This window comes from Streptomyces sp. NBC_00286 (assembly GCF_036173125.1).
GTDB lineage: Bacteria > Actinomycetota > Actinomycetes > Streptomycetales > Streptomycetaceae > Streptomyces.
This window is the reverse complement of the sequence record NZ_CP108054.1, coordinates 4,231,076-4,254,873: the sequence shown is the minus strand read 5'-3', so window position 1 is coordinate 4,254,873 and position 23,798 is coordinate 4,231,076. Positions and strand designations below refer to the sequence as shown.

Genomic DNA, 23,798 nt, shown 5'->3' with positions numbered 1-23,798 from the left:
TACGCATACGCCGCTCAGTCCTTGACCGGCGCCCCCACCACATCATCCGCCGCCCCCGCCGGCGTCGGGATCGCCGCGGCCGCCGAACCCGAGCCGTCGTCATCGTTGTTGATCTTCGCGATGATCTCGTCCCGCTCCGGGGTGTCCTCCGGCTTCACGTAGCCGATGAGGATGTAGAGGACGAGCGAGACGGCGAGCGGAATCGACACTTGGTATTGGAGCGGGACGCCGCCGTCGAGGTTCCAGTGGATCGGGTAGTTGACCAGCCAGAACGTGACGAGGCCGAGGCCCCAGCTGATCAGCGCGGCCGTCGGGCCGCTCTTGCGGAACCACGGCAGCAGGCCCAGCATCAGCGGGATCGCGATCGGGCCCATGAGCCCCGCGACCCACTTGATGACGACCGTGATGATGTCGCCGAAGAAGTCGGAGTTGACCTGCGTCGCGATGGCCATCGACAGACCGAGGAACAGCAGCGTGGCCCAGCGCGCGGCCAGCAGCCCCGTCCGGGTGTCCCACTGGCGCACCTTCCGCGAGACCGCGGGCATGATGTCACGCGTGACGACGGCGGCGATCGCGTTGGCGTCCGACGAACACATCGCCATCGTGTGCGAGAAGAAACCGACGATGACCAGGCCCAACAGCCCGTGCGGCAGCAGCTGTTCGGCCATCAGCGCGTACGAATCGGCCGGCACGTCCGTCTGGATGATCAGCGGCGCCACCCACATGGGGAAGAACAGCACCAGCGGCCAGATGAGCCAGAGCAGGGCGGACAGGTAGGCCGAGCGCGTCGCGGACTTCGCGGAATCCGTGGCCATGTAGCGCTGGGCCTGGTTCCACATGCCGCCGTTGTACTCGAAGGTCTTGATGAACAGGTACGCGATCAGGAAGACCATCATGTACGGGCCGGCCAGCGGCTCGCTGTGCCCGTCGAGCGCGGGCTCGTCCCAGACGCTCCACAGCGTGCTGAAGCCGCCCAGCTCGGCCATGACGGCGATCAGCATCGCGATACCGGCGACGAACTGGATGATGAACTGGCCGAGTTCGGTCAGCGCGTCCGCCCACAGACCGCCGACCGTGCAGTACACGGCCGTCACCGCACCGGTGATGAGGATGCCCATGTTGAGCGAGACCCCGGTGAACACGGACAACAGGGTCGCGATCGCCGCCCACTTGGCGCCCACGTCCACGATCTTCAGCAGGACGCCGGACCAGGCGAGGGCCTGCTGCGTGGGCAGGTTGTAACGGTTCTTCAGATACTCCAGCGGGGAGGACACGTGCAGCCGTGCGCGCACGCGGTTGAGCCGGGGTGCGAAGAGGCGGGCGCCGATCGCGATGCCGATGGCGATGGGGAAGGACCAGGTGACGTACGAAGTGACCCCGTACGTATAGGCGATGGCCGCGTAGCCGGTGAACATCACCGCGCTGTAGCCGGACATGTGGTGGGAGATGCCGGACAGCCACCACGGCATCTTGCCGCCGGCGGTGAAGAAGTCGCTGACGTTGTCGACGCGCTTGTGGGACCAGACGCCGATCGCGACCATCACACCGAAGTAGCCGATCAGTACGGTCCAGTCGAGACCGTTCATATGCCCCCCTCTTAGGGTTCTCAGGGTCCCGTTCAGGGTCGTGAAGCGCCCGCTCATCGTCAGTTCGCTGACATGGCGACGACAACGCCCCGTACCGTCAAGAGGGGGTAAAATAGTTCTGCTTACTGACCTCGGTTCATGTTCCTGAACGCTTCCGAGGCGGGCCTAACGCATCAACTCCCCCGCGTTGACCAGCAAAGACTGCCCCGTGATCGCCCGCGCCCGCTCCGAGGCCAGGAATACCGCGGCATCGGCCACGTCCGAGTCCGTGGCCAACTCCGGAAGCGCCATACGAGACGTCAGCCGCTCCAGCACGTCAGCCTCCGGCACGCCCGCATTGTGTGCCGAAAACTGGACATACGCCTCGACCGGCGGCCCCCACATCCACCCCGGCAACACGGTGTTCACCCGGACCCGGTGCGGCCCCAACTCCCTTGCCAGGGAGTACATCGCGGACGTCAACGCGCCCTTCGAGGCCGCGTACGCCATCTGCCGCACCTGCGTGGGGGCGGCGATGGCCGACTGCGTCCCGATGAAGACGACCGACCCGCCACGTTCCTTCAGCGCGGGCAGACAGGCGCGCGTCATACGCAACGTGCCGAGCAGGTTCACATCGATGACGGACTGCCAGGTGGCGAAGTCCGCGTCCTGAAGACCACCGAAGTAGCTGTCCAAGGCGGCGACATGGACCACGGCGTCGACCCGCCCGAACCGCTCGGCCGCGAGCGCGGCCAGCGCCTCGCACTGCGCCTCGTCGGTGATGTCCGTCGCGCGGTACGCCGTGTGCGCGCCCTCCGGATCGATCTCCGCCGCGGCCTTGGCGAGATTCGCCTCCGTACGCGCCCCGAGAACGGCGTTCCCGCCGTCCCGTACGACCGCCGCCGCGACCTGGTGCCCGAGCCCGGCACCGACTCCCGAGACGATCACGGTCCTGCCCGCGAGCAGTGACATGCCAAGGCCTCCTGACTCTGGCGGATTTTCTGACGGGGCGTCAGAGTATGGGCGTCCGCCGGAGGAAGGAAGGGGAACGGCATGAGTGAGGAGACCCGCAGTGAGGTGTACGCGGAGCTGGCCGCCACGGGCCCGTACGGTGTCCATCCGGGCCACGCCCTGATCACCATGGTCGAGCCGCATCCGGGCCACGAGTACGCGTACAACCGCTGGTACGAGGACGATCACTACTACGCCGGCGCGATGGCGATGCCCTGGATGTACGCGGGCCGCCGCTGGGTCGCCACCCGCGACCTCCAACTCCTGCGCTACCCCGAGAAGTCGGCGGTCGCCCAGCCGGTCACCGCCGGCTGCTACATCTCCACGTACTGGGTCACCGACGGCCGCTACGACGACCACATGAAGTGGACCGTCGGCATCAACAAGCGGCTCAACCGCGACGGCCGCGTCTATCAGGACCGTACGCACGTCTTCACGGCGTTCCAGGACCACGAGGCGACGGTGTACCGGGACGGGGCGGCGGGCCCGCGCGACTTCCACGCGCTGGACCATCCGTATGCGGGGCTGGTGGTCGAGGTCATCGATGCGGAAGGGGCGGAGCAGCGGGCCGAGTTGCTGGAGTGGCTGCGGGCCAAGCACCTTCCCAAACGCCTCGCCGGCTCGCCCTCCGCGATGGTCACGATCTTTCGGCCGACTCCGCTTCCCGGCGATCGGATGTCGTATGTGAAGCAGGTCGAAGGGGTCGATACGCGGCTGACGTTGCTGTGGTTCGTGGAGGCGGATCCGCGGGAGTGCTGGGAGGAGTACTTCACGGGGCTGGAGGAGCCGGTGGCGGAGGCGGGGCTGGGGAGGGTGGAGTTGGTGGCGCCGTTCATTCCCACCGTGCCGGGGACGGATCGGTACGTGGATCGCTTGCGCTGAACTGGCGGGCGGGCGCGCGTAGTTCAAAGACAGCAGCCCCCTCGGCTGGTGACGGCGGCCAGTCGAGAGGGCTCTTGTTGGTGCTGTGGAACTTGTGGAGTTGGTTGGCTCGGCCAGTGGGGGGTCGAGGGTCCTCAGGGACCCTCGGGTCTCACTGCTTGACCGATGTCACGAAGACACTCCATGCCTCGGCCGGGAAGGCCAGGCTCGGGCCCTCGGGGGCCTTGGAGTCGCGAACGGCGAGGGCCGAGGTGGTGGGTGACTTGACCTCGACGCACGCGCTGTTGGGGGAGGAGTACGAGGACTTCGTCCAGGTCTTCGTGGCGCCTTGCAGAATTGCCATGTTCGCTCCGATGGTGAATCGCTGGCCGAGGTCACCGGGCCATTGGGGCCACAGCGCAGTTCGCGCCAACTTTGTTGATCGAGTGGCGTGATCGACGCTACTCGCCAACTTCCGCATCCGGGGGAGCCGTTCACTCGTCTGGGTGGCATATTCCAGCTGAACCTTCCACCTGTGCGCGCTTTGGTATACCCTGCGCCCTTCAGTCCACGCCGCCTCCGCGGGCGTACACCTTCGCGATATCGGCGATGATCTGCCGCGACCGCTCGGGGTTGAGCGCCTGGGCCCGCAGATGCTCGTACATGAGGCTGTACTTCTGCACGTCCGGCGCCTTCTCCAGGTACAGGTCGCTGGTGACGCCCTCGATGTAGACCACGCTCGAATCGGCCGCGTCGGCGAACTCCAGGATCGCGTACTGGCCGGCCAGACCGGAGTGCGCGCCGACGTCGAAGGGCAGTATCTGCACGGTGATATGCGGGAGTTGGGCCATCTCGTTGAGGTGCTCCAACTGCTCCCGCATCACGTTGTTGTCGCCGACCACGCGGCGCAGCGAGGCCTCGTCCAGTACGACCCAGAGGCGCAGCGGGTCTTTGTCGGCGTTGATGCGCTCCTGGCGCCGCAGCCGTACCTGGACGCGTTTCTCGATCTCGGCGTCCGAGGACTCGGGGGAGCCGCCGCGGACGATGGCTTCGGCGTACGTGGGGGTCTGGAGCAGTCCGGTGACGATCTGGGGCTCGTAGACCCGCAGGGATTCGGCGTCGGTCTCGAGGCCGATGTAGACGCTGTACGGGATGTCCCCGAACGCGTGCCACCAGCCCTGCTGGCGAGAGGCTTTGGCCATCTCCATCAGGCCCTCGACCATTCTCTGGTCCTCGACCTCGTACACCCCGCAGAGGTCTCTGACGTCGCGTGGGCTGATGCTGCGCCGGCCGTTCTCGAGGCGGCTGATCTTCGACTGCGAGACGAGCAGGCGCTCGGCGACCTCCTCGGCGGTCATGCCCTTGAGCTCGCGGAGCCGGCGCAGCTCCTGGCCCAGCCGGCGTCGCCTGACGGTGGGATTGACATTGGACGCCACGGGACGTGCACCTCCGGCTGCGTGCGGCCTGTACTTTGCGTGTCTGCTCTGCAGCAGATTGCCACCATGGCGCTGGCCGCGCTGGAAAACGGTAGATATGCGGGGCGCTTCGCTGAAGAAGTTGCCTGCCGGTGCGCTCCGCTGAAGGCCAATGAGTTACCTGCGGGTGCGTCGTGGCTGAGCGCGCCCACGCGGCGGAGCCGCATATGTCACAGCCCCGCGCCCCTAAAGAGGCCTGCGGCCTCCTTCGGGGCGCCGCGCGCGCCAACTCGGGGCGCCGGGCGCGCCAACGCGGCGGAACCGCAGGGTGCTCGTACGCCGAGACATGGCCGCGCGGGGCGGCGGGTCGTGTCGTCGTCCGGACGTACGGCCTGCTGCCCCGCGCGGCTCAGCGGCTCCCGAACCGGGTCTTGGGGACTTGCGGTGCGGCGCTGACGGTGGGTGGTGCTGTGCTGTTGTTGCCGTGGCCTGGCGGTTCAGTGGGCCACGGCGCGCGCCATCGATCCTCGGCGCGGTTGCATCGGAACGCCCCGTGCGGGTTCCGGTGCGGGCCTGGCTCCGGCGGCGGCCTGACGGCCGGGCGACGGGGCCGGGCTGCGGCGTGGCTGTGCGGCCACACCGTTCTGGACGTCCATCACGGCGTGCGCCACGAGTCCGCCCATGGGGTCGTGCCTGATCAGATCCCGGAGGCGGGAGCGCGAGGAGCGCCCTTCGTTCCCCGGGTAGAGGTGCTTGCCCAGGCCGACGGCGTGCGCCAGCGCGGCCAGTGCGGCGGTCCGCGGGTCCGGCGGTACGCCGGTGCGGATCGCACTGTCCAGCCGGGCCTTGATCTCCCGGCTGATCTCCGTGTCCGTCGCTTGGTAGCGAGTCGTCGGAAGCACCCCGCACATCTGTCCCGCGACGGCATGGACCATGCCGCAGCGCTCCAGATGCGAGAGATATGTCTGGCGCAGCCCCAGTCGGGGCCCGCCGATCCAGTGAACGGCACGCACGGGAGCGCCACGCCTTCGCAGCAACTCCAACGCGCAGTCCAAAGTCGGATCTCCGGTCGGCCGTGGTGCAACCACGGCGATACGATCCCCGTCTGGGGCTATCCGTCCGGCCAGCGCCAGCTCCACTAGCTGTGCTCCGGCCAGACCAAGGTCGAGCGACTGCGGCTGTGCGGTGGTACCCGTGGTCGGGTCCAGCGCCAGCAGCAGAAGCTCCTCCGGAATCGTTCTGCGGCTCCTGCCCATCCATGCCTCCCCGCGTGGATGAATGACAGGGTGACCCCTCTCACATCGGTCTGTCGAGGGTGCGTGACCGGAATGTAGTGGAACCGATAGGTATGTCGTTCTCGTCTACCGCAGGGGTTAAGCCCGCACACAGGACACTGGTACATGGTTCGGACATCGATTCCGGGCGTCTGTTGGCGGCTCTTCAACGGTTCATGGTTCGGTTGGGCGCACGGTGAGTGGCGCATGGAGGAGGCATCGGTGACGGGCGAGTCCCCCGACAGGTCGAAGCAGCACGAGTCGTCGGCAGAACCGACGTCGGGGAGTACGGCTCCGGTTCCCGGTCCTGCCTCCTCGGGCGGGCGCGGCTCCGATCCGCGTCCCGCGCCGGGCGCGGATCCGCGGCTCGCGGTGGCGCGCGAGACGGTGACCGCTTCGCGCGGGCGGGTGGACACGGCTACGGCGGTGTTCTCCACACGCGGCCTTGCGGAAGTGTCGGCTCCGGGTACCTCGGGTACGGACGCTTCAGGGTCGGTTGCGTCGAACACGCCGGACACGTCGGACACGTCGGACACTGCAGGGGCGGAGGGCTTGACTGCTGAGGGTTCCCCGGGGCGGGAGGACGCTGCGGCTGCTTCGAAAGCGGAAGCGGAGGACGCCGCGGGCTCCGGTGCGAACGGCTCCCAGTCGTCCCCGCCGTCGCCGTCGTCCCAGTCGGGTGACACCCGGCTGCGGGACGCTGTGGCGGCTTGGGTTGCGGGGGCGGACGCCGGGGCCGAGGGCGGCGAGGGTGCCGGTTCGGGTCCAGGTTCGGGTTCGGGTTCGGGTTCGGGAGACCGTGAGTCGCGGTCCGGGGCGGAGAGTGACGACGACTTCGAGGTCGACGGGGACGCGGCGCCTTCGGCCGATGAGGGCGATGACGGTACGGCTCCGGAGGCGGAGGTCGGCGCCGAGGGGGCTCGTACGGACTCCGAGGGGCGTGCGGAATCCGAGGCAGGTTCGGCTTCGGACGCCGGGGGCGGTTCGGACCCCGAGTCGGAGGAAGCCGTCGAGGCGAAGGGCGCCTCCTCCGGCACCGTGGAAACGAAGGACGACCTGTCTGCGGGCAACACCGAGGGCACGGAGCCCTCGGGCACCGCGGCCCAGGAGGCTGACGCGGAGTCCTCCGACGGGGACGTGTCCGGTGACGCGCAGGGGGGCCGCCCGGCGAGCGGCTCCGAGGCCCGGCGTGCAGAGGACGCCGAGCGGTCGGACGGCGAGCCGACGGGCGAGGATGCTCCGTCCGGTGGCCGCGGATCCGGGGCAGGCGACTCCGAGGCGGACGCCGCCGTCGGCGAAGGCGCTCTCGCCGCTGCCGGAACCGCAGCTGACGCCGGCGACGGCGTAGCCGTCTCGGCCGAGGGCCAGGACGCCGACAGGGCGTCTGCCTCCGGCGAGGATGCTTCCGGTGGCGCGAAGGTCGACCGTCCTGCGGGCGTCTCCGAGACCGAGGTCGCAGAGGATGGCGAGCGGCCGGACGCCGAGTCGGCGGACGGGGGCGCCGACGCGCAGTCGGACGCCGAGTCCACGGGCGACGACACTCCGGCCGGTGGCCGTGGCGCCGAGGCGGACGAGCCGGAGGACACCGCCTCCGCCGGGATGGCTGCCGCCTCAGGTGCCGACGGCGAGGCCTCCTCGGCCGTCGCCGCCCGCGACGTTGACGCGGAGCCTGCCGCCGACGAGGACGCGTCTGGTGACGCGAAGGACGACCGCCCTGTAGGCGGCTCCGATGACGGGCACGTGGAGGACGCGGAGCTCTCGGCCGAGGGCACCCCGGCCAGCGGCCGTGGTGCCGACGCGGATGAGTCGAAGGCGGATGCCGCCCCCGGCGACAAGACTGCTCCCGACGCTGGCGCCTCCGGCGGCGATGCCGCCCCCGCCTCGGGCGTCGGCGCGAAGTCTGACTCCGGAGCCGCACAGGGCGGCGACGAGGTCGAGCCGGAGGCGGGTGCAGCCCCCGTCGGCGAAGCCACCCCTGCCTCCGGCGCCAAGGCCGACTCCGCGCCCGAGCAAGGCGGCGACGCGGACGAGCCTGAGGCCGGTGCCGCGCCCGTCGGCGAAGTCCGCCCCGCCCCCGGTGCCAAGGCTGACTCCGCGCCCGAGCAGGGCGGCGACGAGGTTGAGCCGGAGGTGGACTCCGCCCCCGCCGACGAAACCGCCCCCGCCCCCGGCGCCGACGCGAAATCCGGCTCCGCGACCCGCCAGGACGCTGGAGCGGAGCCCGACTCCGCGCCCGCCCAGGACGCCGATGCGAAGCGTGACCCCCGCGCCGGCGGCGGAGCCACCCCGGTCACCGACCGGGACGACGACGGCGAGCCCGGCTCTGGTGCCGTTGACGACAAGTCCAAGCGTCCCGTCGACCAGCCCACCGCCACCTTCAAGGTGCGGGCGCCCGCTGTTGATCAGCCCACCACCACGCTCAAGGTGGGCGATGCCAAGCCGGATGACAAGCCCGGCGACGCGAAGCCGGACGAGAAGCCCAAGGGTGCCGAGCCCGGCGCCGAGAAGCCCGACGGAGACAAGCCCGGCGGCGACAAGCCCCCCGTCGAGCGTGAGTCCGAGCGCACGAGCAAGTTCGTGGCGCTCAAGCCGCTCGACGAACCGGCTGCTCCCAAGGAGAAGCCGGTCGCTTCGCCGGAGAAGCCGGATGGACCGCCGGAGAAGCCGGCTGTTCCGCCAGCCGCCGAGACCGCCGCCATCGCGCAGATCGGGCCCGAGCGGACCGCTCAGCAGCCGTTGCCGCCCAAGCCGCCGCTTGATCTGCTGGCTGAGCTGACGAATACCCCGCCGCCTCCGGAGACTCCGGTGCGGACGATTGTGCGGCGGGTCAAGATCTGGACGCCGTTGGTCATCCTGGTGGCCGTGGTGTTCGCGGTGGTGCAGGCCGTACGGCCCTTGCCGGCGCCCGAGCTGGCGCTGACGGCCGACCAGACGTACACCTTCGAGGGCGACAAGGTCAGCCTGCCGTGGCCCCAGGAGGGCCAGGGCTGGATGGACGTCAACGGCATCGGCACCGTCGACAACTTCGGCAAGCAGCAGCCCGTCGCCATCGGCTCGGTCGCCAAGGCCATGACCGCGTACGTGATCCTCAAGGACCACCCGCTGAAGCCCGACGAGGAGGGCAAGAACATCCCCGTCGACGCGAAGGCCGAGACGGAGGGCGGTTACGACAACGACGAGCAGAACGAGTCCACGCTCAACACCATCAAGGAGGGCGACACCCTCACCCAGCGGCAGGCGCTCGCGGCCATCATGATTCCGTCCGCGAACAACGTCGCGAGGCTGCTGGCCCGTTGGGACTCGGGCGGCGACGAGGCCGCGTTCGTCAAGAAGATGAACGACGCCGCCGCCGACCTCGGGATGAAGAACACGAAGTACACCGACCCCTCCGGCCTGAAGGAGACGACCGTCTCCACCGCCGAGGACCAGGTGAAGCTCGGCAACGAGCTGGTCCAGATGAAGGCGCTGACGGACATCACCAGGCTGCCCGTCTGGAAGGACCCCTCGGGCAAGGAGTGGCAGAACTACAACCGCCTCGTCCCGTACGACAACGCCATCGGCATCAAGACCGGCTCCACCACCAAGGCCGGCGGCAACCTGCTGTTCGCCGCCACCGAGGACGTGGACGGCGAGGTCGTGACCGTCGTCGGCGCGATCCTCGGCCAGCACGCGCCGCCGATCATCGACACCGTCAACGCGGTCAGCAAGACCGCGATGGTCGCCGCCCAGGACGCCCTGACCTCGTCGAAGATCCTGAAGAAGGGCGACGTCGTCGGGTACGTGGACGACGGGCTCGGCGGCCGCACCCCGGTCGTCGCCACGCAGGACGTCTCCGCGGTGGGCTGGGCCGGCAAGACCGTCGAGCTCGCCCTCAGCGACGACGGTACGGAGATTCCGCACGAGGCGAAGGCGGGAACCAAGGTCGGCTCGCTGAGCGTCGGTGACGGCACGGGCGACGCCGTCGAGGTCCCGGTGGCCCTTCAGAAGGACCTCACCGAACCGGACTACGGCTCCAAGCTCACCCGCGTGAGCTGAGGCCGGAGGGACCTCTACCGCGCCCCATGGGTGAGTTGAGGGCACGTACGCCCCGGTCACGCTGCGTGGCGTACGTGCCTCGCCCCGTCCGGGCGACCGCCGGCGGGGTGCGTGCTAGCGTCGCAAGGATCGGAGCGCTAGCGCTCCGCTGGAGGAACGGTGATGAACCTGCGGGCCGGTGGGGGCTGGTCGCGCCCGCGCGGTGGAGCCGCAAATGTACACAGCCCGGCGCCCCTGAGAGGCCTGCGGCCTCCCTAGGGCGCGGTATCGCACCGGAGTTCACCAAGACCGCTGGCGGGTCGCGGAGCCCGGCCGACAGCGAACAATGAGACACGGGGAGTGCCTTTTACGTGGCGACAGCGGAGTCGACGCACGCCGAAGACGCCGAGCCGAGCCGAGGAGCCGGCCCGCGAATAGCCGAGCATGCAGCTGAGCATGCGCGGGAGGCCGAGGGCCGCGACCAGACCCACGACGGCACCCGCGAAGCGCCTCAAGGGGCCCACGACGGCACCCGGGAAGCGCCTCAAGAGGCCCACGACGGCACCCGGGAAGCGCCTCAAGGGGCCCACGACCGCAGCCGCGACGAGACCGGCGGCGACAGCCACGCAGCGCGGGAAGGCCACGCAGCGCGGGAAGGCCACGCAGCGCGGGAAGGCCGTGCAGCGCGGGAAGGCCGCGACTCCGCCGCACCGCCGACGTCCCCGACGTCCCCGACGGGACCCGCCCCCTTCGCCCGCTTCCTCCGCCACCCCGCCACCCTCGCCACAGCCCTCGCCGGTGTGCTGCACGTCGTCTGGTTCTTCACGTTCGCCAACAGCGGGGGCGATCTCGCGGCGCAGGACGCCTGGGCGGAGTTCGTCGGGCGGCACCCGGGCTCGGCGTACAACCTCGCCTGGTACGGGGGCATGCACCCCGTGTCGTACAGCGTGGTGTCGCCGTATCTGATGTCGGTGCTCGGTGTGCGGCCGACGATGATGATCGCGGGGACCGTCTCGGCGGGCCTGCTCACGCTGATCCTCATGCGCAGCTGGGCCGTACGGGATGTGAAGTGGCCCGCCCTGATGGGCGTGTTCGGGCTCTTCTGCAACGCCGTGTCCGGCCGGGTGACCTTCGGTCTCGGCATGGTGTTCGCGCTGGGCGCGACCGCAGTCGTCTTCTGCTGGCCGTACCGCTGGCGCTACAAGCGCTGGGCCAAGGCGCTGTGCGCCGCCCCGCTCGCCGCGATCGCGACCGCCGCGTCGCCGGTGGCGGGGCTGTTCGTGGGGCTGGTCGCGGTGGCGCTGTTCCTGCAGAAGCGGCGGCCGGGGGCGTACGCGCTGGGGCTCGCGCCCGCTGCCGTCGTGGGCGTGTCGGCGTGGCTGTTCCCGTTCTCCGGTACGCAGCCGATGATGTTCGGGTCGGTCGTGCTGCCCTTCCTGTTCTCGGGCTTCGTCGTGTTCCTCGTCCCGAGGGAGTGGAAGACGGTCCGGATCACGGCCGGGGTGTACGGGCTGTCCGTCGTCCTCGTCTGGTTGATCAGCTCGCAGATCGGGTCCAACATCACGCGGCTCGCGATGCTGTTCGCGGGGGTCGTGCTGCTGGCGGCGCTGCCGTTCACGGTGCCGCGTTCGCGCAGGTGGTACGCGCTGGTCGTGGCCTGTGTGGGGTTCGTCGTGTGGATCGGCTTCAAGGCGGTGGACGACACCATCAACGCGATGCCCGCCGCGTCCTGGGCGCGTGAGCTCGCCCCGATCGTCGACCAGCTCCAGGAGGTGGGCGCCGAGAAGGGCCGCGTGGAGGTCGTACCGGCCCGCTCGCACCGCGAGGCGTCCGCGCTCGCGCCGTATGTGAACCTCGCCCGGGGCTGGAACCGGCAGGCCGACATGGAGCGCAACCCGCTCTTCTACGACGACACCCTGAACTCCGCCAACTATCACGAGTGGCTCAAGCGCTGGGCCGTCCACTACGTCGTGCTGCCCAAGGACGAGCTAGACGGGGATGGCGGCGAGCGCGAACGCGAGCTCGTGCAGCGCGGCCAGCCCTATCTGAAGCAGATCTGGGGCGACGCCAACTGGCAGCTCTTCAAGGTCACCGATCCCACGCCGCTCGCCGACCCGCCCGCCGTCGTCGAGCGGGCCGGGCAGGACGAGATGACGATCCGGGTGAAGGAGGCGGGGCGGGTGCTGATACGTGTCCCGTACTCGCCGTGGCTGGGCCTGGTCGACGCCGAGGGCAAGAGCGTCACGCCTCCGGAGGAGACGGAGGAGTCCAAGGCGTTGCGGGAGGTCGACGAGGACGCTCCGAAGTCGTTCGAGAACGTCGCCGGGTGTCTGATGGAGGCGGAGGAGGACGCGAAGGGCGACGAGTGGACGGAGCTGGTGGCTCCGCGTGCCGGTACGTATCGCCTTGCGGCGCGGTACCAGTTGCCGCGTGGCACGGGGTGCCCCGAGGAGATGCGGGAGGCGCTCCTCGGGGTTGGGGTTAGTGCTCCGCAGGTTCGGTGAGTCGTGCTCCGCAGGTCCGGTGACAGGGCGTACCAACATCCATGAGGACCAGATGGCTACAGCCGGAGGCGCTATCGGTTGTGGTCACCGGAGTGGCTGTCGTGGTCGTCAGGGGCGGGGTGTGGCGCCGGTGAGGGCGCAGCCCTGGCGGGACAGGTCCAGTCGTGAGCCCTTGGTCAGGCAGGCCGCGATCGGGTACACCTGCTGGCCGTAACCACGGCCCTGCACGGAGGTCACGGCTCCGTCCGGACCCACCTCGCAGGGGTTGTTGTCGGTGCACTGCTCGCCGGCGACGTTGTGGGTGTTGTGGATCCCTACGACCGTGGTGCCGTCGGGGGCCAGCAGCGCCGAACCGGATGTGCCGTGCGAAGGGGCGCAGTCTTCGCCGGTGGTGTAGCGGATCGAGTCGTCCTGCTGGTAGCCGCCCTCCCGCAGGTGCGTGACCACGGCCTCGGCGGTGCAGTCGAAGCGGCGGCTGGTGTAGGCCATGGTCAGCGGGTCGCCCGCGCGTACGGGAGTGGAAGTGAGCCGGAAGATCTTCGCGCCCTCGGCCTTCAACTGCGCGTAGGTCTTGTCCAGGCGGTAGAGCGCGATGTCGGTGCCGGTCATCGTCGCGTACACCAGCCGTTTCGCACGGGCGGTGGTCTGTGGGTAGCCCTGGCGGTCGGCGATGGGCACCTCGCGGCCGGCCGGCTGGTCCACTATCGCGGTTCCGGGCGCGGGCCGCTGTCCTTCCACACAGTGACCGTTGGTCAGCAACAGCGCCGGGTCCTGCGACCGGGAGGCGGGGGTGCGGACCACTGAGCCTGCACAGCCGCCCAGGTCCACCGAGCCTGCCACGTCAGGGATCGGATCATCGGCGGGCACGTCGGTGCCTTTGATGATGCCGTTGAGCCAGTCGGCGTGCTGGGTGACATCGGTGTACAGCGTCTTGCCGCTTTCGTCGGGGCCGCTGACCACACCGGCCACGGCCCACCGGCCGCCGTCGCGGACCAGCGCGGGACCGCCGGAGTCCATGTTGGACGCGGCGACGCTGCCGTCGGGGCTGCCGACGCACAACTCTCCGCTACTGGCTGACGGACACGTCGAGATCGGCTGCACCACGGTGTCGGCCTCCCGCAGCCGCGTGGGGGAACACGCCGCGTTGTCGGTGTCGTCGCAGGTCATGCCCCAGCCCATGATGCGGACGGGTGCGTTGTCCGGCGGTGTGGCCGAAGCGATCCGTACCGGCTTGGCCCGAACCGGGGTCTTCAGGTGCATCAACGCGAGGTCGCGGCCCCAGAACCCGCCCTCATCGCTACTGGTCGCCAGCCGGTAGTAGTGGTCGACCTCGGCGACCTCGCCTCCGGAGCGGGTGTCCAGTGACCCGACCCGGACCTTCCAGCCACGTGGGACACCCGTCTTCGCGCCGGTCGGGTTCCGGCCGGCGCAGTGGCTGGCGGTCAGGACCCATTGCGGTGCGAGGACCGCCACCCCACAGCCGTGTTTGTCCGGGCGCGGTGGGGCGGGGAAGGACGGCTGGAAGGAGCCCATGAACGAGTAGGCGCGGGTTGACTCGGTGCCACCCACGATGCCCTGCGCCGGTAAGGCGGCCATCAGGGTCGCGGTCGCCGCGACCCCCGTCGTCAGGACCGCGGCCGCCCTTCGGCTTGTTGTCCACTTACGCATGAGTGAGTCCCTTTCGTCCGCCGCCGGGCACCGCTCCGGCGGGCTTGCACGGAGGAACAGCACCCGGCCGTCCCGTCCGGCCCCGATCCTGGGCCGGGCAGTCCTCCGGCTGGTCTCACCCACGTATCAGGCGCGTCGCGGCAGCCGCTCAGTTGTGTGTCAGCCCTGGCGCACGCGCCCTGGAACGGCAGGGGTCGATCCCGCGGCGGCATGGACGCTGCCGCGTACCGGGAGCGATCACCGGCCGATCACCGCCCGATCGCCGCCCGGTCGCCGCATCGGCCAACCTCTGATGGCCGTCTTCCTTCTTACTCGTGTGGTGCCTGGTGTCGTTGAATCGTGCGGGTGACAAGTAAGCAGGTGAGGCAGGTGGCCGAGTCCGTGAACGTGCTCCTCGTCGAGGACGACGCCGTGATCCGCAGGGCCGTGGGGCTCATGCTGGAGCGCTACGGCTACACGGTGGCATCCGCGGAGGACGGGCTGGCAGGCCTTGAGCTGTTCCGCGCGGGCGGACACGACCTGCTGCTCCTGGACGTGATGCTGCCGGGCCTTGACGGCATCGGACTGTGCCGACGGGTGCGGGAGACCAGCTTGGTGCCGATCCTGATGATGTCCGCGCGCGGCGACTCGCTCGACGTCGTCGGGGGACTGGAGGCAGGCGCGGACGACTACGTCGTCAAGCCCGTCGAGTCCCCGGTTCTGGTGGCGCGGATACGCGCGCTGCTGCGCAGGGCCACCTTCACCCGCACCGAGCCGACCCTCGACGGCCAGTCGGTGCTCACCTTCGGAGACCTGACGCTCGACACGGACGGGCTGGAGGCGCGGGTGGCAGGTGAGCCCGTGGTCCTGACGCCGACCGAGCTGCGGCTGCTGCTGGAGTTCGCCGCGCATCCGGGGACGGTGCTGGAGCGGCAGACGCTGCTGCGCAATGTGTGGGACTACGGCTGGGACGGTGACAGCAGGGTCGTGGACCTGTGCGTGCAGCGGCTGCGCAAGAAGATCGGCGCCGAGCGGATCGAGACCGTCCGCGGCTTCGGCTACAAGCTCGTGCGCTGACATGACCCGCCCTGACATGACACGCCCCTTCGCCTCGCTGCGCTGGAAGATCACTGCGTTGGTGGGCATCGCCTGCTGCGTGGTCGCCCTGGTCATCGGGGTCCTCGTGCACAGAGCGACGTACGAGCGCTCGATCGCGGAGGGCGAGGCCAGCGCTCTCAGCGAACTCGCCGACGCGTGGCAGCGAAAGCCCGGCGCGGCCGACGCCGTCATCAGAAGCCCCCACGAACTGCCCCGTACTCTCCGTGAGCAGGTACGCGAGGCCGACGGCAGACCTCAGACCTGGTACGACACACGTGTGGCACATGTGCCCTGGATGTGGGCCGCCCAGGAGTCCGAGGGCCGATGGACGGGCGTCCGCGTCCACATGGACCTCGACTGGCTCAGCCGTCAGGCACTCGACCGGCACATGGCGTACGCGGCGATCGCGGCGCTGGCCACAGTACTTCCGCTGTCAGCGCTGGCCACCGAGCTCCTGGTCCGGAGGCTGCGCAGGGTCGCCGCCACCGCGCGCCGCATCACCGAAGGTGAACTGGACGCGCGGACCGGCGGCCCGGGGCGGAGCAGGGACGAGATCGCGGACATCTCGGTGGCCGTCGACCACATGGCGGGCAGCCTGGAGCGGCGGCTGCGCAGCGAGCAGCGGTTCACCGCCGATGTGGCGCACGAACTGCGGACCCCGCTGATGGGACTGGTCACCTCGGCGGAACTGCTGCCCGAGAGCGAGGCGACCGATCTGGTACGGGACCGGGTCCGGGTGCTGCGCACGCTGGTCGAGGAGCTGCTTGAGGTGTCGAAGCTGGACGCGGGCGCGGAACAGGCTGAGCCGGCGACCGTTCCGCTCGGCGAGCTGGTGGAGGATTCGGTACGGCGCACCGGGCTGACGGTGCGGGTATCGGCGGCGGCCGCCGGGACGGTACGCACCGATCCACGGCGGCTGGACCGGATCCTCGCGAACCTGGTCGGCAACGCCCACCGGCACGGGCGGGCACCGGTCACCGTGACCGTGGACGGCGCCACCATCGTCGTACGCGACCACGGCCCGGGCTTCCCGGCGGAGCTGCTCGCGCACGGGCCGCAACGCTTCCGAACCGGAGCGGTTGAGCGCGGCCAGGGCCACGGCCTCGGGCTGACGATCGCGCTGGGCCAGGCACAAGTCATCCGGGCACGCCTGGAGTTCGCCAATGCGCCCGACGGAGGCGCGACAGCCACACTGCGCCTCCCGCCCGGCTGACCGACACCCCGCCTCGCCCGAGGCCCGACCTACGAGTGTGCGGGAGTCCGTAACGGGAGTCCGTAATGGGGCGCTCCGGTCACCCGGCGCTCAAGCACCATCCTCCGTCACCGGGCGACTGCCGCCCGGTGACGAGGACGGTGATCCCTGCCCCAGGGGCAAGGTCAAGTGGGCCGTCAAGTGGCGTTACACGACGGCCTTCTCCACCGCCGCCACGAGTTCCGCGGACTCCGGCTCCGTCTGCGGGGAGAAGCGGGCGAGGACCGTGCCGTCGCGGCCGAGGAGGAACTTCTCGAAGTTCCAGCGGATGTCGCCGCTGTGGCCCTCGGCGTCCTCGGTCGCCACGAGCCGCTCGTACAGCGCGTGCCGCCCGTCCCCGTTCACCTCGACCTTCTCGGTCAGCGGGAACGTCACGCCGTACGTCGCCGAGCAGAACTCCGCGATCTCCTCGGACGTCCCGGGCTCCTGGCCCATGAACTGGTTGCAGGGCACCCCGAGCACGGTGAAGCCCTGCGCGGCGTACCGCTCGTGCAGCCGCTCGAGGCCCGCGTACTGCGGAGTGAGCCCGCACCTGGAGGCAACGTTCACGATGAGTACGGCCTTGCCCTTGTACTGCCCGAGGTCGGCGGAGCCGCCCTGGAGGGCATCGATGTCGACGTCGTACACGGATGCAGATGATTCGTCAGTGGTCATGCCCGGATGCTAACCGTGCTGGGTAAGGTCGCCCGCGTGACCAAGGTGAATGGGATCTACGAGACACTCGACGACCGCTTCCGCACCGGCCGCTGCACGCTCGGCGACATGCGTCTGGAGCGCCTGTACGACGACTGCCGCTGGGCCGAGGGCCCGCTCTACCTCCCCGCCTGGCGCCAGGTCATCTGGAGCGACATCCCCAACGACCGCCTCCTGCGCTGGGACGAGACGACCGGCACGGTCGGCGTGTTCCGCACACCGGCCGGCCACAGCAACGGCAACACCGTCGACCGCCAGGGCCGCCTGATCAGCTGCGAGCAGGGCAACCGCCGCGTGACGCGCACCGAGCACGACGGGCGGGTGACGGTCCTGGCCGACCGTTACGACGGCAAGCGGCTCAACAGCCCGAACGACGCGGTCGTACGTTCCGACGGCATGCTGTGGTTCTCCGACCCCGACTTCGGGATCCTCAGTGACTACGAGGGGCACCGGGCGGAGAGCGAGATCGGCGCCTGCAACGTCTACCGCCTCGACCCGGCGACCGGCTCCGTGACCCTGGCCGCCGACGGCTTCCGCGGCCCGAACGGGCTCGTACTCTCCCCGGACGAGCGCCAGTTGTACGTCTCCGACACCCGCCTCAACCAGGTCCGCGTCTTCGACGTCCACGACGACGGCACGCTCGGCGAGGGCAAGGTCTTCGCCGAATGCCGCCCCGGCGGCGGAGTCTTCGACAACATCCGCTTCGACGACGAGGGCCGCCTGTGGGTGGCCGCCTGCGACGACGGCGTCCACTGCTACGACCCCGACGGCACCCTCATCGGCCGCCTGCTGATCCCCGAAACGGTCTCCAACATCGCTTTCGGCGGCCCGAAGAACAACCGCATGTTCATCACGGCGACGACGTCGCTGTACTCGCTGATGATGTCGGTGACGGGCGCCGCGCGGCTCTGACGGGACTTCTAGGAAGAAGTTGAGCAGGGCGTCGGAGGAGCAGCGCCCGTCAACGGCGGGCCATCCGGCCCATGAACCGGACGATCAGGCGGCGCGGCAGGACCTTGCTGGCAAGGGCCAGCGGGCGGCCGTTGGTGATCACCGACGGGGGCGCGGAGCGGCGGTCGAGCGTGTCCAGGGCGGTCCTGACGACGTGCTCGGGGGTGACTCGCTTCGCGCCGTAGTCGGCCGACTGGCTGCCGGCGGCGTCGTAGAACTCGGTCTGCGTGGCGCCGGGGCACACGGCGAGGACGCGTAGGCCGGTGTCGCGGCTCTCCTCCCAGAGAGATTCGGTGAAGCTGAGGACGAAGGCCTTGGTGGCGCCGTAGACGCTCAGGTACGGGGTCGGCTGGAAGCCCAGCAGGCTGGCGACGTTGATCAGGATTCCGGTGTCGGTGGAGGTCAGCGGGTCGATGTAGGCGCGGCTGAGGTCGACCAGGGCGTTGACGTTCAGCGCGATCATGCTCTGCAGGCGGTCCGGGTCTTCGTCGGTGAGGGCGTTGTGGGTGGCGAAGCCGGCGTTGTTGACGAGGCCGGTGGCGTGGATGCCGCGGGATTCGAGTTCGGTGCGTAGCGTGCGGCCGGCGTCGGGCTGGCCGAGGTCGCGGGCGACGACGGTCACCGTGACGCCGTGGGCGCGGGTGAGTTCGTCGGCGAGGTCCTTGAGCCGGTCCGCGCGGCGGGCGACGAGTACGAGATCCGCGCCGCGACGGGCCAGTTGGCGGGCGAATTCCGCGCCGAGCCCGGAGCTGGCTCCGGTGACGATGACGGTCTGGCGGCGATAGTCGATTTTGCTCATGGCTGCACTCTACGCACGTGCTTGCACTGAGTGCAAGGAATTGCATCGCGCGAAGAGATGTACCATCGGTGCATGGCTCAGAAACCGGCATCTCTTCGTGAGCAGACCCGCTCGATGGTTCGCGCGCTGATCGCCCGTACCGCCCTCGAACTGTTCGCCGCCAAGGGGTACGACGACACGACACTCGAGGAGATCGCCGCCGCGGCGGGCGTCTCCAAGCGGACCCTGTTCAACTACTTCCGCAACAAGGAAGACCTCGCCCTCAACGGCCTGTCCGAGCAAGGGGAGTTGATCGCCGCGCGGCTCGCCGAGCGCCCGGCCGACGAGGACCCGTGGACAGCGCTGCGTGCGGCGTTCCAGGCGCTCGAGGAGATCGAGAGCACCGCCGAGCGCCGCCTCGAACTGGTCACCCTGCTGTTCGGCAACGAATCCCTGCGCGCCGGCCACGCCGAGAAGCAGGCGCGCTGGCAAGACCTGTTCGCACCGCTCATCGAGCCGCGGCTGCCCGAGTCCGACCACCGTGCCCTGGAGGCGCGCGCGATCGCGGCCGCGGCCATCACCTGCCTCCAGGCCGCGACAGAAGAGTGGGTGCGCCTGGGCGGAAAGGCCGACACCTTCGACCTCTACGACACGGCCGTACAGGCCATCCGCCGCCCCGCCTGACCACCAGGGAAGACAACGACATGAGCAAGCGCCTGCCCCCCGCCGACCTGCCGAACATGGCCGCCGCCCTGCGCGCCGAACGAGCCGAGATGCTGAACTTCACCAGCGGCCTCACCGACGACGAATGGACCGCGCCCAGCGCCGCAGCCGGCTGGCGCATCGCCGACGTCGTCGCCCACATAGGTGCGACGGCACGGAGCTTCTACGTACCCACCGGACTGCGCACGACCTTCGCTGCCAGCCTGGAACAGGCGAACGAGGACCCCGTCGACCGACGGCGGAACTGGCGCCGCGCCAAGGTGACGGCCGAATACCAGCGCGCCAGCCGACGCGCCACCACGATCCTCGACCTCGTCAGACGCACGCCCGCCGCCCGAGCGCGGATGCGGCTGGCCGAACTCGGTCGCTTCCCCCTGGGTCTGCTGATGGCTGGCGCCCTCGTCTTCGACCATCACACCCACCTGCGCCACGACATGGCCCCAGCGCTCGGCCGGCCCGTACCGCCCACCGACGCGGACCGCATGCGCGCGGTCCTGACCTGGATGATCGCCGTACTGAGCAACCAGGTCGCCAAGGCGCCGGTAGCCGGGCTCGACGCCCGCGTCGCCCTGACGCTCACCGGCCCCGGTGGCGGGACTTGGTGGATCGACGAGGCAGGCGGCCTGGCTCCGTCCGACGGCAAGGTCGCCGCGCACATCACCGCCCCCGCGCTGACCTTCCCCGACTGGGGCACGCAGCGCTCGTCCTGGCGCGACCGCGACGTGACCATCACCGGCGACACCGACCTCGGCGCCCGCTTCCTCGACACCGTCAACGTCATTTGACGGGACGTCCTGCGACACTGAAGGAAGAGCGAGTTGGCGGTACGCGAGCCGCCAACTTCACCATCCACTGGGGGACTTCAGATGGCACTGTTCGGAAACGCCCACACCGTCGATCCCGCGAAGGCCCAGCACGAGTACGCGCGACTGCTCGGCATGGACGAGCAGGTGTACGCCGCGTACCTGCTGATCCGGGACACCATCCTCTTCACCGACCGCCGCCTCATCCTGATCGACAAGCAGGGCATCACCGGCAAGAAGACGGAGTACCACTCCGTCCCGTACCGCAGCATCACCCACTTCTCCGTCGAGACCGCCGGCCACTTCGACCTCGACGCCGAACTGAAGATCTGGATCTCCGGCATCCCGGCCCCGATCGAGAAGACCTTCACCAAGGGCGTCGACATCTACGAAGTCCAGGCGATCCTCACGCAGTTCGTGGCCCGCTAGCCAACTCCCGTACGGCGTACGCGAACTCGCACCACACGATCTTCCCCGGGTCCCGCTCGGCCACGCCCCACTTGTCCGCCACCGCCGACACGAGCAGCAGGCCGCGCCCCGACTCTCCTGCGGACGGTACGACGCGCGGCTGTCCGTCGCCGCTGTCGTGGACCTCCACGCGGAGCAGGCCGTCGCCGTGCGGGAACAGGCAGAGGCGGAAGCCCCGGCCCGGGGGTACGCCGTGGAGCAGCGCGTTGGTGGTGAGCTCGCTGACGCACAGCAGGACGTCGTCGTACGTCGCTGGCGGTACGCCCCAGTCCTTCAGCGCGGCCTTCGTGAACTCCCTTGCCGCCGGGATCGATTGGCGTTCTCGCCGGTAGAAGCGTTCGCGGGGAGCGGGTGAGTTTTCGTTGTTCACGGGACGAGTGTCACGCTCTGTGCTCATGATGGAGCAGTGCGTGGGCTCGTACGGAATTCTTGTACGGGCCTGTCGCCGTGAACGTACGTACCGCGGTGGGGAGTTGGACCCGTATGAACTCCAGGAAGCGTTCGCGCAAGAACGCATCGGCGATGAAGATGGTCGGCGCGCAGTTGGCCGTGCTGCGGCGGGCGGCCGGTTTCACCCAACGGACGCTTGCCGGGCGGGCGTCGGTGGAAGAGGAGACGATCGCTTCGATCGAGCAGGGCAGACGGCCGTTGAAGGCGGACTTCGCGGAGCTGTTGGACAAGATCCTCGACAGCAAGGGGGTGTTGGTCGCGGCCGTGGACAACATGCCCGAGGTGGACCTCATCCCGCGCTTCGCCGAGGAGTTCGTCGACTACGAGCAGCAGGCGATCGCGATTTCCTCCTACCAGAACCAGGTGCTGCCCGGTCAGTTGCAGACGACGGCTTACGCCCGGGCGGTCTTCCGCAGCCGCGTTCCCGTCTACGACGAGGACGAGATCGAGCAGAAGGTCGCGGCGCGTATCGAGCGCCAGCAGATTCTGCACCGCAAGGTGCCGCCGACCACCAGCTTCGTGATCTGGGAGGCGGTACTCATGGACTTCCTGGGTGGCAAGGAGGTGTACGTGGAGCAGTTGCGGCGCCTGCGCGAGTACGCCGAACTGCCCGGACTTGCCTTGCAGGTGATGCCGTTCGGCCGCACCACTCACGCCGGACTCAACGGTTCCTTCGTCCTGCTGGAGACACCCGATCACCAGCGCCTGGCCTACAGCGAGACTCAGCGCGGCAGCCAGCTGGTCGGTGATCCGGACGAGGTGGCGATCCTCGCGCAGAAGTATGCGATGCTGCGGACGCAGGCCCTCAACACCGAAGACACCAGGAGCCTGTTGGACCGTCTGCTGGGAGAGCAATGAGCGGCGCACTGTACTGGTTCAAGTCGACTTACAGCGGCGACGAAGGCGGCGACTGCCTCGAAGTCGCCTACGCATGGCGGAAGTCCAGCTACAGCGGCAGCGAGGGAGGCGACTGCGTCGAGGTAGCCACCCACCCCTCAGCCATCCACATCCGCGACTCCAAGACCCCCGACGGCCCGCTTTTCACCGTCACCCCCGCCACCTGGACGTCGTTCCTCACGCTCGCGCGCGACCGCGACTGACAGCGACACCGTCACCGCGATCGACGCGGCGGCCATCACCACCATCGCCACGCCCGCCGACGTCAGTTGGGCCACCGCCCCCGCCAGCCCCGCGCTCACCCCCTGCATCGTGAGCATCCCGGCGGAGTGCAACCCGAGGGCGTGGCCGCTGAGTTCGGATGGGGTCAGGGACATCAGCCGTTCCTGTTGGACCAGGCTCGCGCCGAAGCCGACGGAGGCCACGGCCACGACGGCCGCCGCCACCGGCACACCCGGCCGCAGCGTGAACACCAGGTAGGGCGCGGCCAGCAGCAGAAGCAGCGGGATGCCGAACCGTTGCCGTACGCCGGGCGGGAGGAAGCGACCGACCGTCACGTCCCCCACGAACATCCCGAGCGCCGCGCACGCGAAGAGCATGCCTGCGTGGTCGGGGGCGTACGGGACGTACAGGGACTCGCAGCCGACGATCAGGCCGTTCGGGAGCCAGAGGAGCAGGTAGACGTTGCGGCGGGGTGCGTACGACCACAGGCGGGCGTTCGTGCGCCAGGTCTCGGCGACGGAGGGGCGGCCCGACGCGCGGGGCGGGCGGCGGGTCAGGCCGACGCGGGCCGTGATCGCTGCCGCGAGGTAGAGCGCGGCGGCCGTGAGCAGCGTGCCGCGTGGCGACAGGAGCGTGACCAGGACGCCACCGGTCGCGTACCCGGTGATCTGCGTGAGCCCGTTCGCCATGTTGAAGACCGAACGCCCCAGCAGATAGCCGTCCTTGGGCAGGATCTCGTTCAGCAGACCCCAGCGGACTCCGCCGCTCAGTGAGGCCACCAGGCCCAGCAGCAGGATCAGGGCGAAGATCGCCCACAGGGGCACGGGCGTCGCCAGGACCGCCGTACCCGCCGCGAATGTCAGCGCGATGCCCGTCATCGTCGCCCGGGGCGGCAGCCGGTCGGCCGCCGACAGGAGCGTGGTCGCGCCCAGGACTTGGGCCAGGGACGGGCCGAACATGCTCAGCGCCGAGAGCAGGGGCGAGTCGGTGGCGTCGTACACCAGCGTGCCCAGGGCCAGTCCGCTCATCGTCTGCGGGGCGACCTGGACGAGGGAGGTCAGGAACAGCGGCGTGAACTCCCGTGTGCGGAACAGGGATTGGTAGGAGCGCATGAGCGGAGTCTCGGAGCGTCCGGATCCCGGCCGTTAATGTTTCGCACTGAGGCGAAACCG

Annotated in this window: 21 protein-coding genes; 11 read left to right on the top strand and 10 right to left on the bottom strand. The window is 69.7% G+C overall.

Going from position 1 to position 23,798, the window contains the following annotated elements; all coding sequences use genetic code 11:
* Positions 1–14: 14 nt before the first annotated feature.
* Both OHT21_RS19185 and OHT21_RS19180 read right to left on the bottom strand, forming a co-directional pair.
* A complete protein-coding gene (locus OHT21_RS19185; RefSeq protein ID WP_328769567.1) occupies positions 15–1,586 on the bottom strand; it encodes a sodium:solute symporter family protein in 1,572 nt (523 codons plus the stop codon).
* Between the two features lie 165 nt (positions 1,587–1,751).
* Entirely contained in the window at positions 1,752–2,537 is a 786-nt protein-coding gene (locus tag OHT21_RS19180; RefSeq protein WP_328769566.1) for an SDR family oxidoreductase, read from the bottom strand.
* A gap of 81 nt (positions 2,538–2,618) precedes the next feature.
* Here OHT21_RS19180 and OHT21_RS19175 point away from each other — a divergent pair, with 81 nt between their 5' ends.
* Positions 2,619–3,458 carry a hypothetical protein gene (locus OHT21_RS19175; RefSeq protein ID WP_328769565.1) on the top strand — a complete coding sequence of 280 codons (840 nt, stop codon included), beginning with the start codon at positions 2,619–2,621 and terminating at the stop codon, positions 3,456–3,458.
* A gap of 151 nt (positions 3,459–3,609) precedes the next feature.
* Here OHT21_RS19175 and OHT21_RS19170 read toward each other — a convergent pair whose 3' ends face one another.
* The 3 genes from OHT21_RS19170 to OHT21_RS19160 all read right to left on the bottom strand — a co-directional run bounded on the left by OHT21_RS19170 (position 3,610) and on the right by OHT21_RS19160 (position 6,108).
* On the bottom strand, positions 3,610–3,801 hold the full coding sequence (locus OHT21_RS19170; protein WP_165345058.1) for a DUF397 domain-containing protein: 192 nt from the start codon (positions 3,799–3,801) through the stop codon (positions 3,610–3,612).
* Positions 3,802–4,000: 199 nt separating this feature from the next.
* Positions 4,001–4,873 (bottom strand): helix-turn-helix domain-containing protein, encoded by an 873-nt coding sequence (locus tag OHT21_RS19165; RefSeq protein WP_328769564.1) that lies wholly within the window; start codon positions 4,871–4,873, stop codon positions 4,001–4,003.
* A 476-nt stretch (positions 4,874–5,349) separates the two neighbouring features.
* Complete coding sequence (locus tag OHT21_RS19160) at positions 5,350–6,108, bottom strand: GOLPH3/VPS74 family protein (protein WP_328769563.1); 759 nt, start codon at positions 6,106–6,108, stop codon at positions 5,350–5,352.
* Positions 6,109–7,725: 1,617 nt separating this feature from the next.
* On the opposite strand from OHT21_RS19160, the gene OHT21_RS19155 reads away from it, so the two are divergent.
* On the top strand, positions 7,726–10,161 hold the full coding sequence (locus tag OHT21_RS19155) for a D-alanyl-D-alanine carboxypeptidase (protein WP_443050644.1): 2,436 nt from the start codon (positions 7,726–7,728) through the stop codon (positions 10,159–10,161).
* Between the two features lie 350 nt (positions 10,162–10,511).
* Positions 10,512–12,644 (top strand): MFS transporter, encoded by a 2,133-nt coding sequence (locus OHT21_RS19150; RefSeq protein WP_443050393.1) that lies wholly within the window; start codon positions 10,512–10,514, stop codon positions 12,642–12,644.
* 108 nt (positions 12,645–12,752) lie between these two features.
* Here OHT21_RS19150 and OHT21_RS19145 read toward each other — a convergent pair whose 3' ends face one another.
* A complete protein-coding gene (locus tag OHT21_RS19145) occupies positions 12,753–14,312 on the bottom strand; it encodes a trypsin-like serine protease (protein WP_328769560.1) in 1,560 nt (519 codons plus the stop codon).
* A gap of 435 nt (positions 14,313–14,747) precedes the next feature.
* Between OHT21_RS19145 and cseB the strand changes: the two genes are divergently transcribed.
* Together cseB and OHT21_RS19135 are read left to right on the top strand one after the other, a co-directional pair.
* Positions 14,748–15,368, top strand: a complete 621-nt coding sequence (cseB, locus tag OHT21_RS19140) for a two-component system response regulator CseB (protein ID WP_443050643.1) — start codon at positions 14,748–14,750, stop codon at positions 15,366–15,368.
* A 16-nt stretch (positions 15,369–15,384) separates the two neighbouring features.
* Positions 15,385–16,602 carry a sensor histidine kinase gene (locus tag OHT21_RS19135; protein ID WP_328769557.1) on the top strand — a complete coding sequence of 406 codons (1,218 nt, stop codon included), beginning with the start codon at positions 15,385–15,387 and terminating at the stop codon, positions 16,600–16,602.
* 186 nt (positions 16,603–16,788) lie between these two features.
* On the opposite strand, the gene OHT21_RS19130 is transcribed toward OHT21_RS19135, so the two are convergent.
* Positions 16,789–17,295: a glutathione peroxidase gene (locus OHT21_RS19130; RefSeq protein ID WP_328769555.1), complete on the bottom strand. Its 507-nt coding sequence runs from the start codon at positions 17,293–17,295 to the stop codon at positions 16,789–16,791.
* Positions 17,296–17,331: 36 nt separating this feature from the next.
* On the opposite strand from OHT21_RS19130, the gene OHT21_RS19125 reads away from it, so the two are divergent.
* Positions 17,332–18,246, top strand: a complete 915-nt coding sequence (locus OHT21_RS19125; RefSeq protein ID WP_443050392.1) for an SMP-30/gluconolactonase/LRE family protein — start codon at positions 17,332–17,334, stop codon at positions 18,244–18,246.
* A gap of 49 nt (positions 18,247–18,295) precedes the next feature.
* On the opposite strand, the gene OHT21_RS19120 is transcribed toward OHT21_RS19125, so the two are convergent.
* Positions 18,296–19,084, bottom strand: coding sequence for an SDR family NAD(P)-dependent oxidoreductase (locus tag OHT21_RS19120; RefSeq protein WP_328769553.1), 789 nt, complete (start codon positions 19,082–19,084; stop codon positions 18,296–18,298).
* A 72-nt stretch (positions 19,085–19,156) separates the two neighbouring features.
* Here OHT21_RS19120 and OHT21_RS19115 point away from each other — a divergent pair, with 72 nt between their 5' ends.
* From OHT21_RS19115 to OHT21_RS19105, 3 genes are all read left to right on the top strand, one after another.
* Complete coding sequence (locus OHT21_RS19115) at positions 19,157–19,747, top strand: TetR/AcrR family transcriptional regulator (protein WP_328769552.1); 591 nt, start codon at positions 19,157–19,159, stop codon at positions 19,745–19,747.
* Between the two features lie 20 nt (positions 19,748–19,767).
* Positions 19,768–20,571: a maleylpyruvate isomerase family mycothiol-dependent enzyme gene (locus tag OHT21_RS19110; RefSeq protein ID WP_328769551.1), complete on the top strand. Its 804-nt coding sequence runs from the start codon at positions 19,768–19,770 to the stop codon at positions 20,569–20,571.
* 81 nt (positions 20,572–20,652) lie between these two features.
* Positions 20,653–21,018 carry a PH domain-containing protein gene (locus OHT21_RS19105; RefSeq protein WP_328769550.1) on the top strand — a complete coding sequence of 122 codons (366 nt, stop codon included), beginning with the start codon at positions 20,653–20,655 and terminating at the stop codon, positions 21,016–21,018.
* On the opposite strand, the gene OHT21_RS19100 is transcribed toward OHT21_RS19105, so the two are convergent.
* Entirely contained in the window at positions 20,996–21,454 is a 459-nt protein-coding gene (locus OHT21_RS19100; protein ID WP_328769549.1) for an ATP-binding protein, read from the bottom strand. The two genes, OHT21_RS19105 and OHT21_RS19100, sit on opposite strands and share 23 nt — an antisense overlap.
* A gap of 86 nt (positions 21,455–21,540) precedes the next feature.
* On the opposite strand from OHT21_RS19100, the gene OHT21_RS19095 reads away from it, so the two are divergent.
* Positions 21,541–22,365, top strand: a complete 825-nt coding sequence (locus OHT21_RS19095; protein WP_328769548.1) for a helix-turn-helix domain-containing protein — start codon at positions 21,541–21,543, stop codon at positions 22,363–22,365.
* Entirely contained in the window at positions 22,362–22,607 is a 246-nt protein-coding gene (locus tag OHT21_RS19090) for a DUF397 domain-containing protein (RefSeq protein ID WP_328769547.1), read from the top strand. The genes OHT21_RS19095 and OHT21_RS19090 overlap by 4 nt, the downstream gene beginning before the upstream one ends.
* On the opposite strand, the gene OHT21_RS19085 is transcribed toward OHT21_RS19090, so the two are convergent.
* Positions 22,503–23,738 carry an MFS transporter gene (locus OHT21_RS19085; protein WP_328769546.1) on the bottom strand — a complete coding sequence of 412 codons (1,236 nt, stop codon included), beginning with the start codon at positions 23,736–23,738 and terminating at the stop codon, positions 22,503–22,505. The two genes, OHT21_RS19090 and OHT21_RS19085, sit on opposite strands and share 105 nt — an antisense overlap.
* Positions 23,739–23,798: the final 60 nt, after the last annotated feature.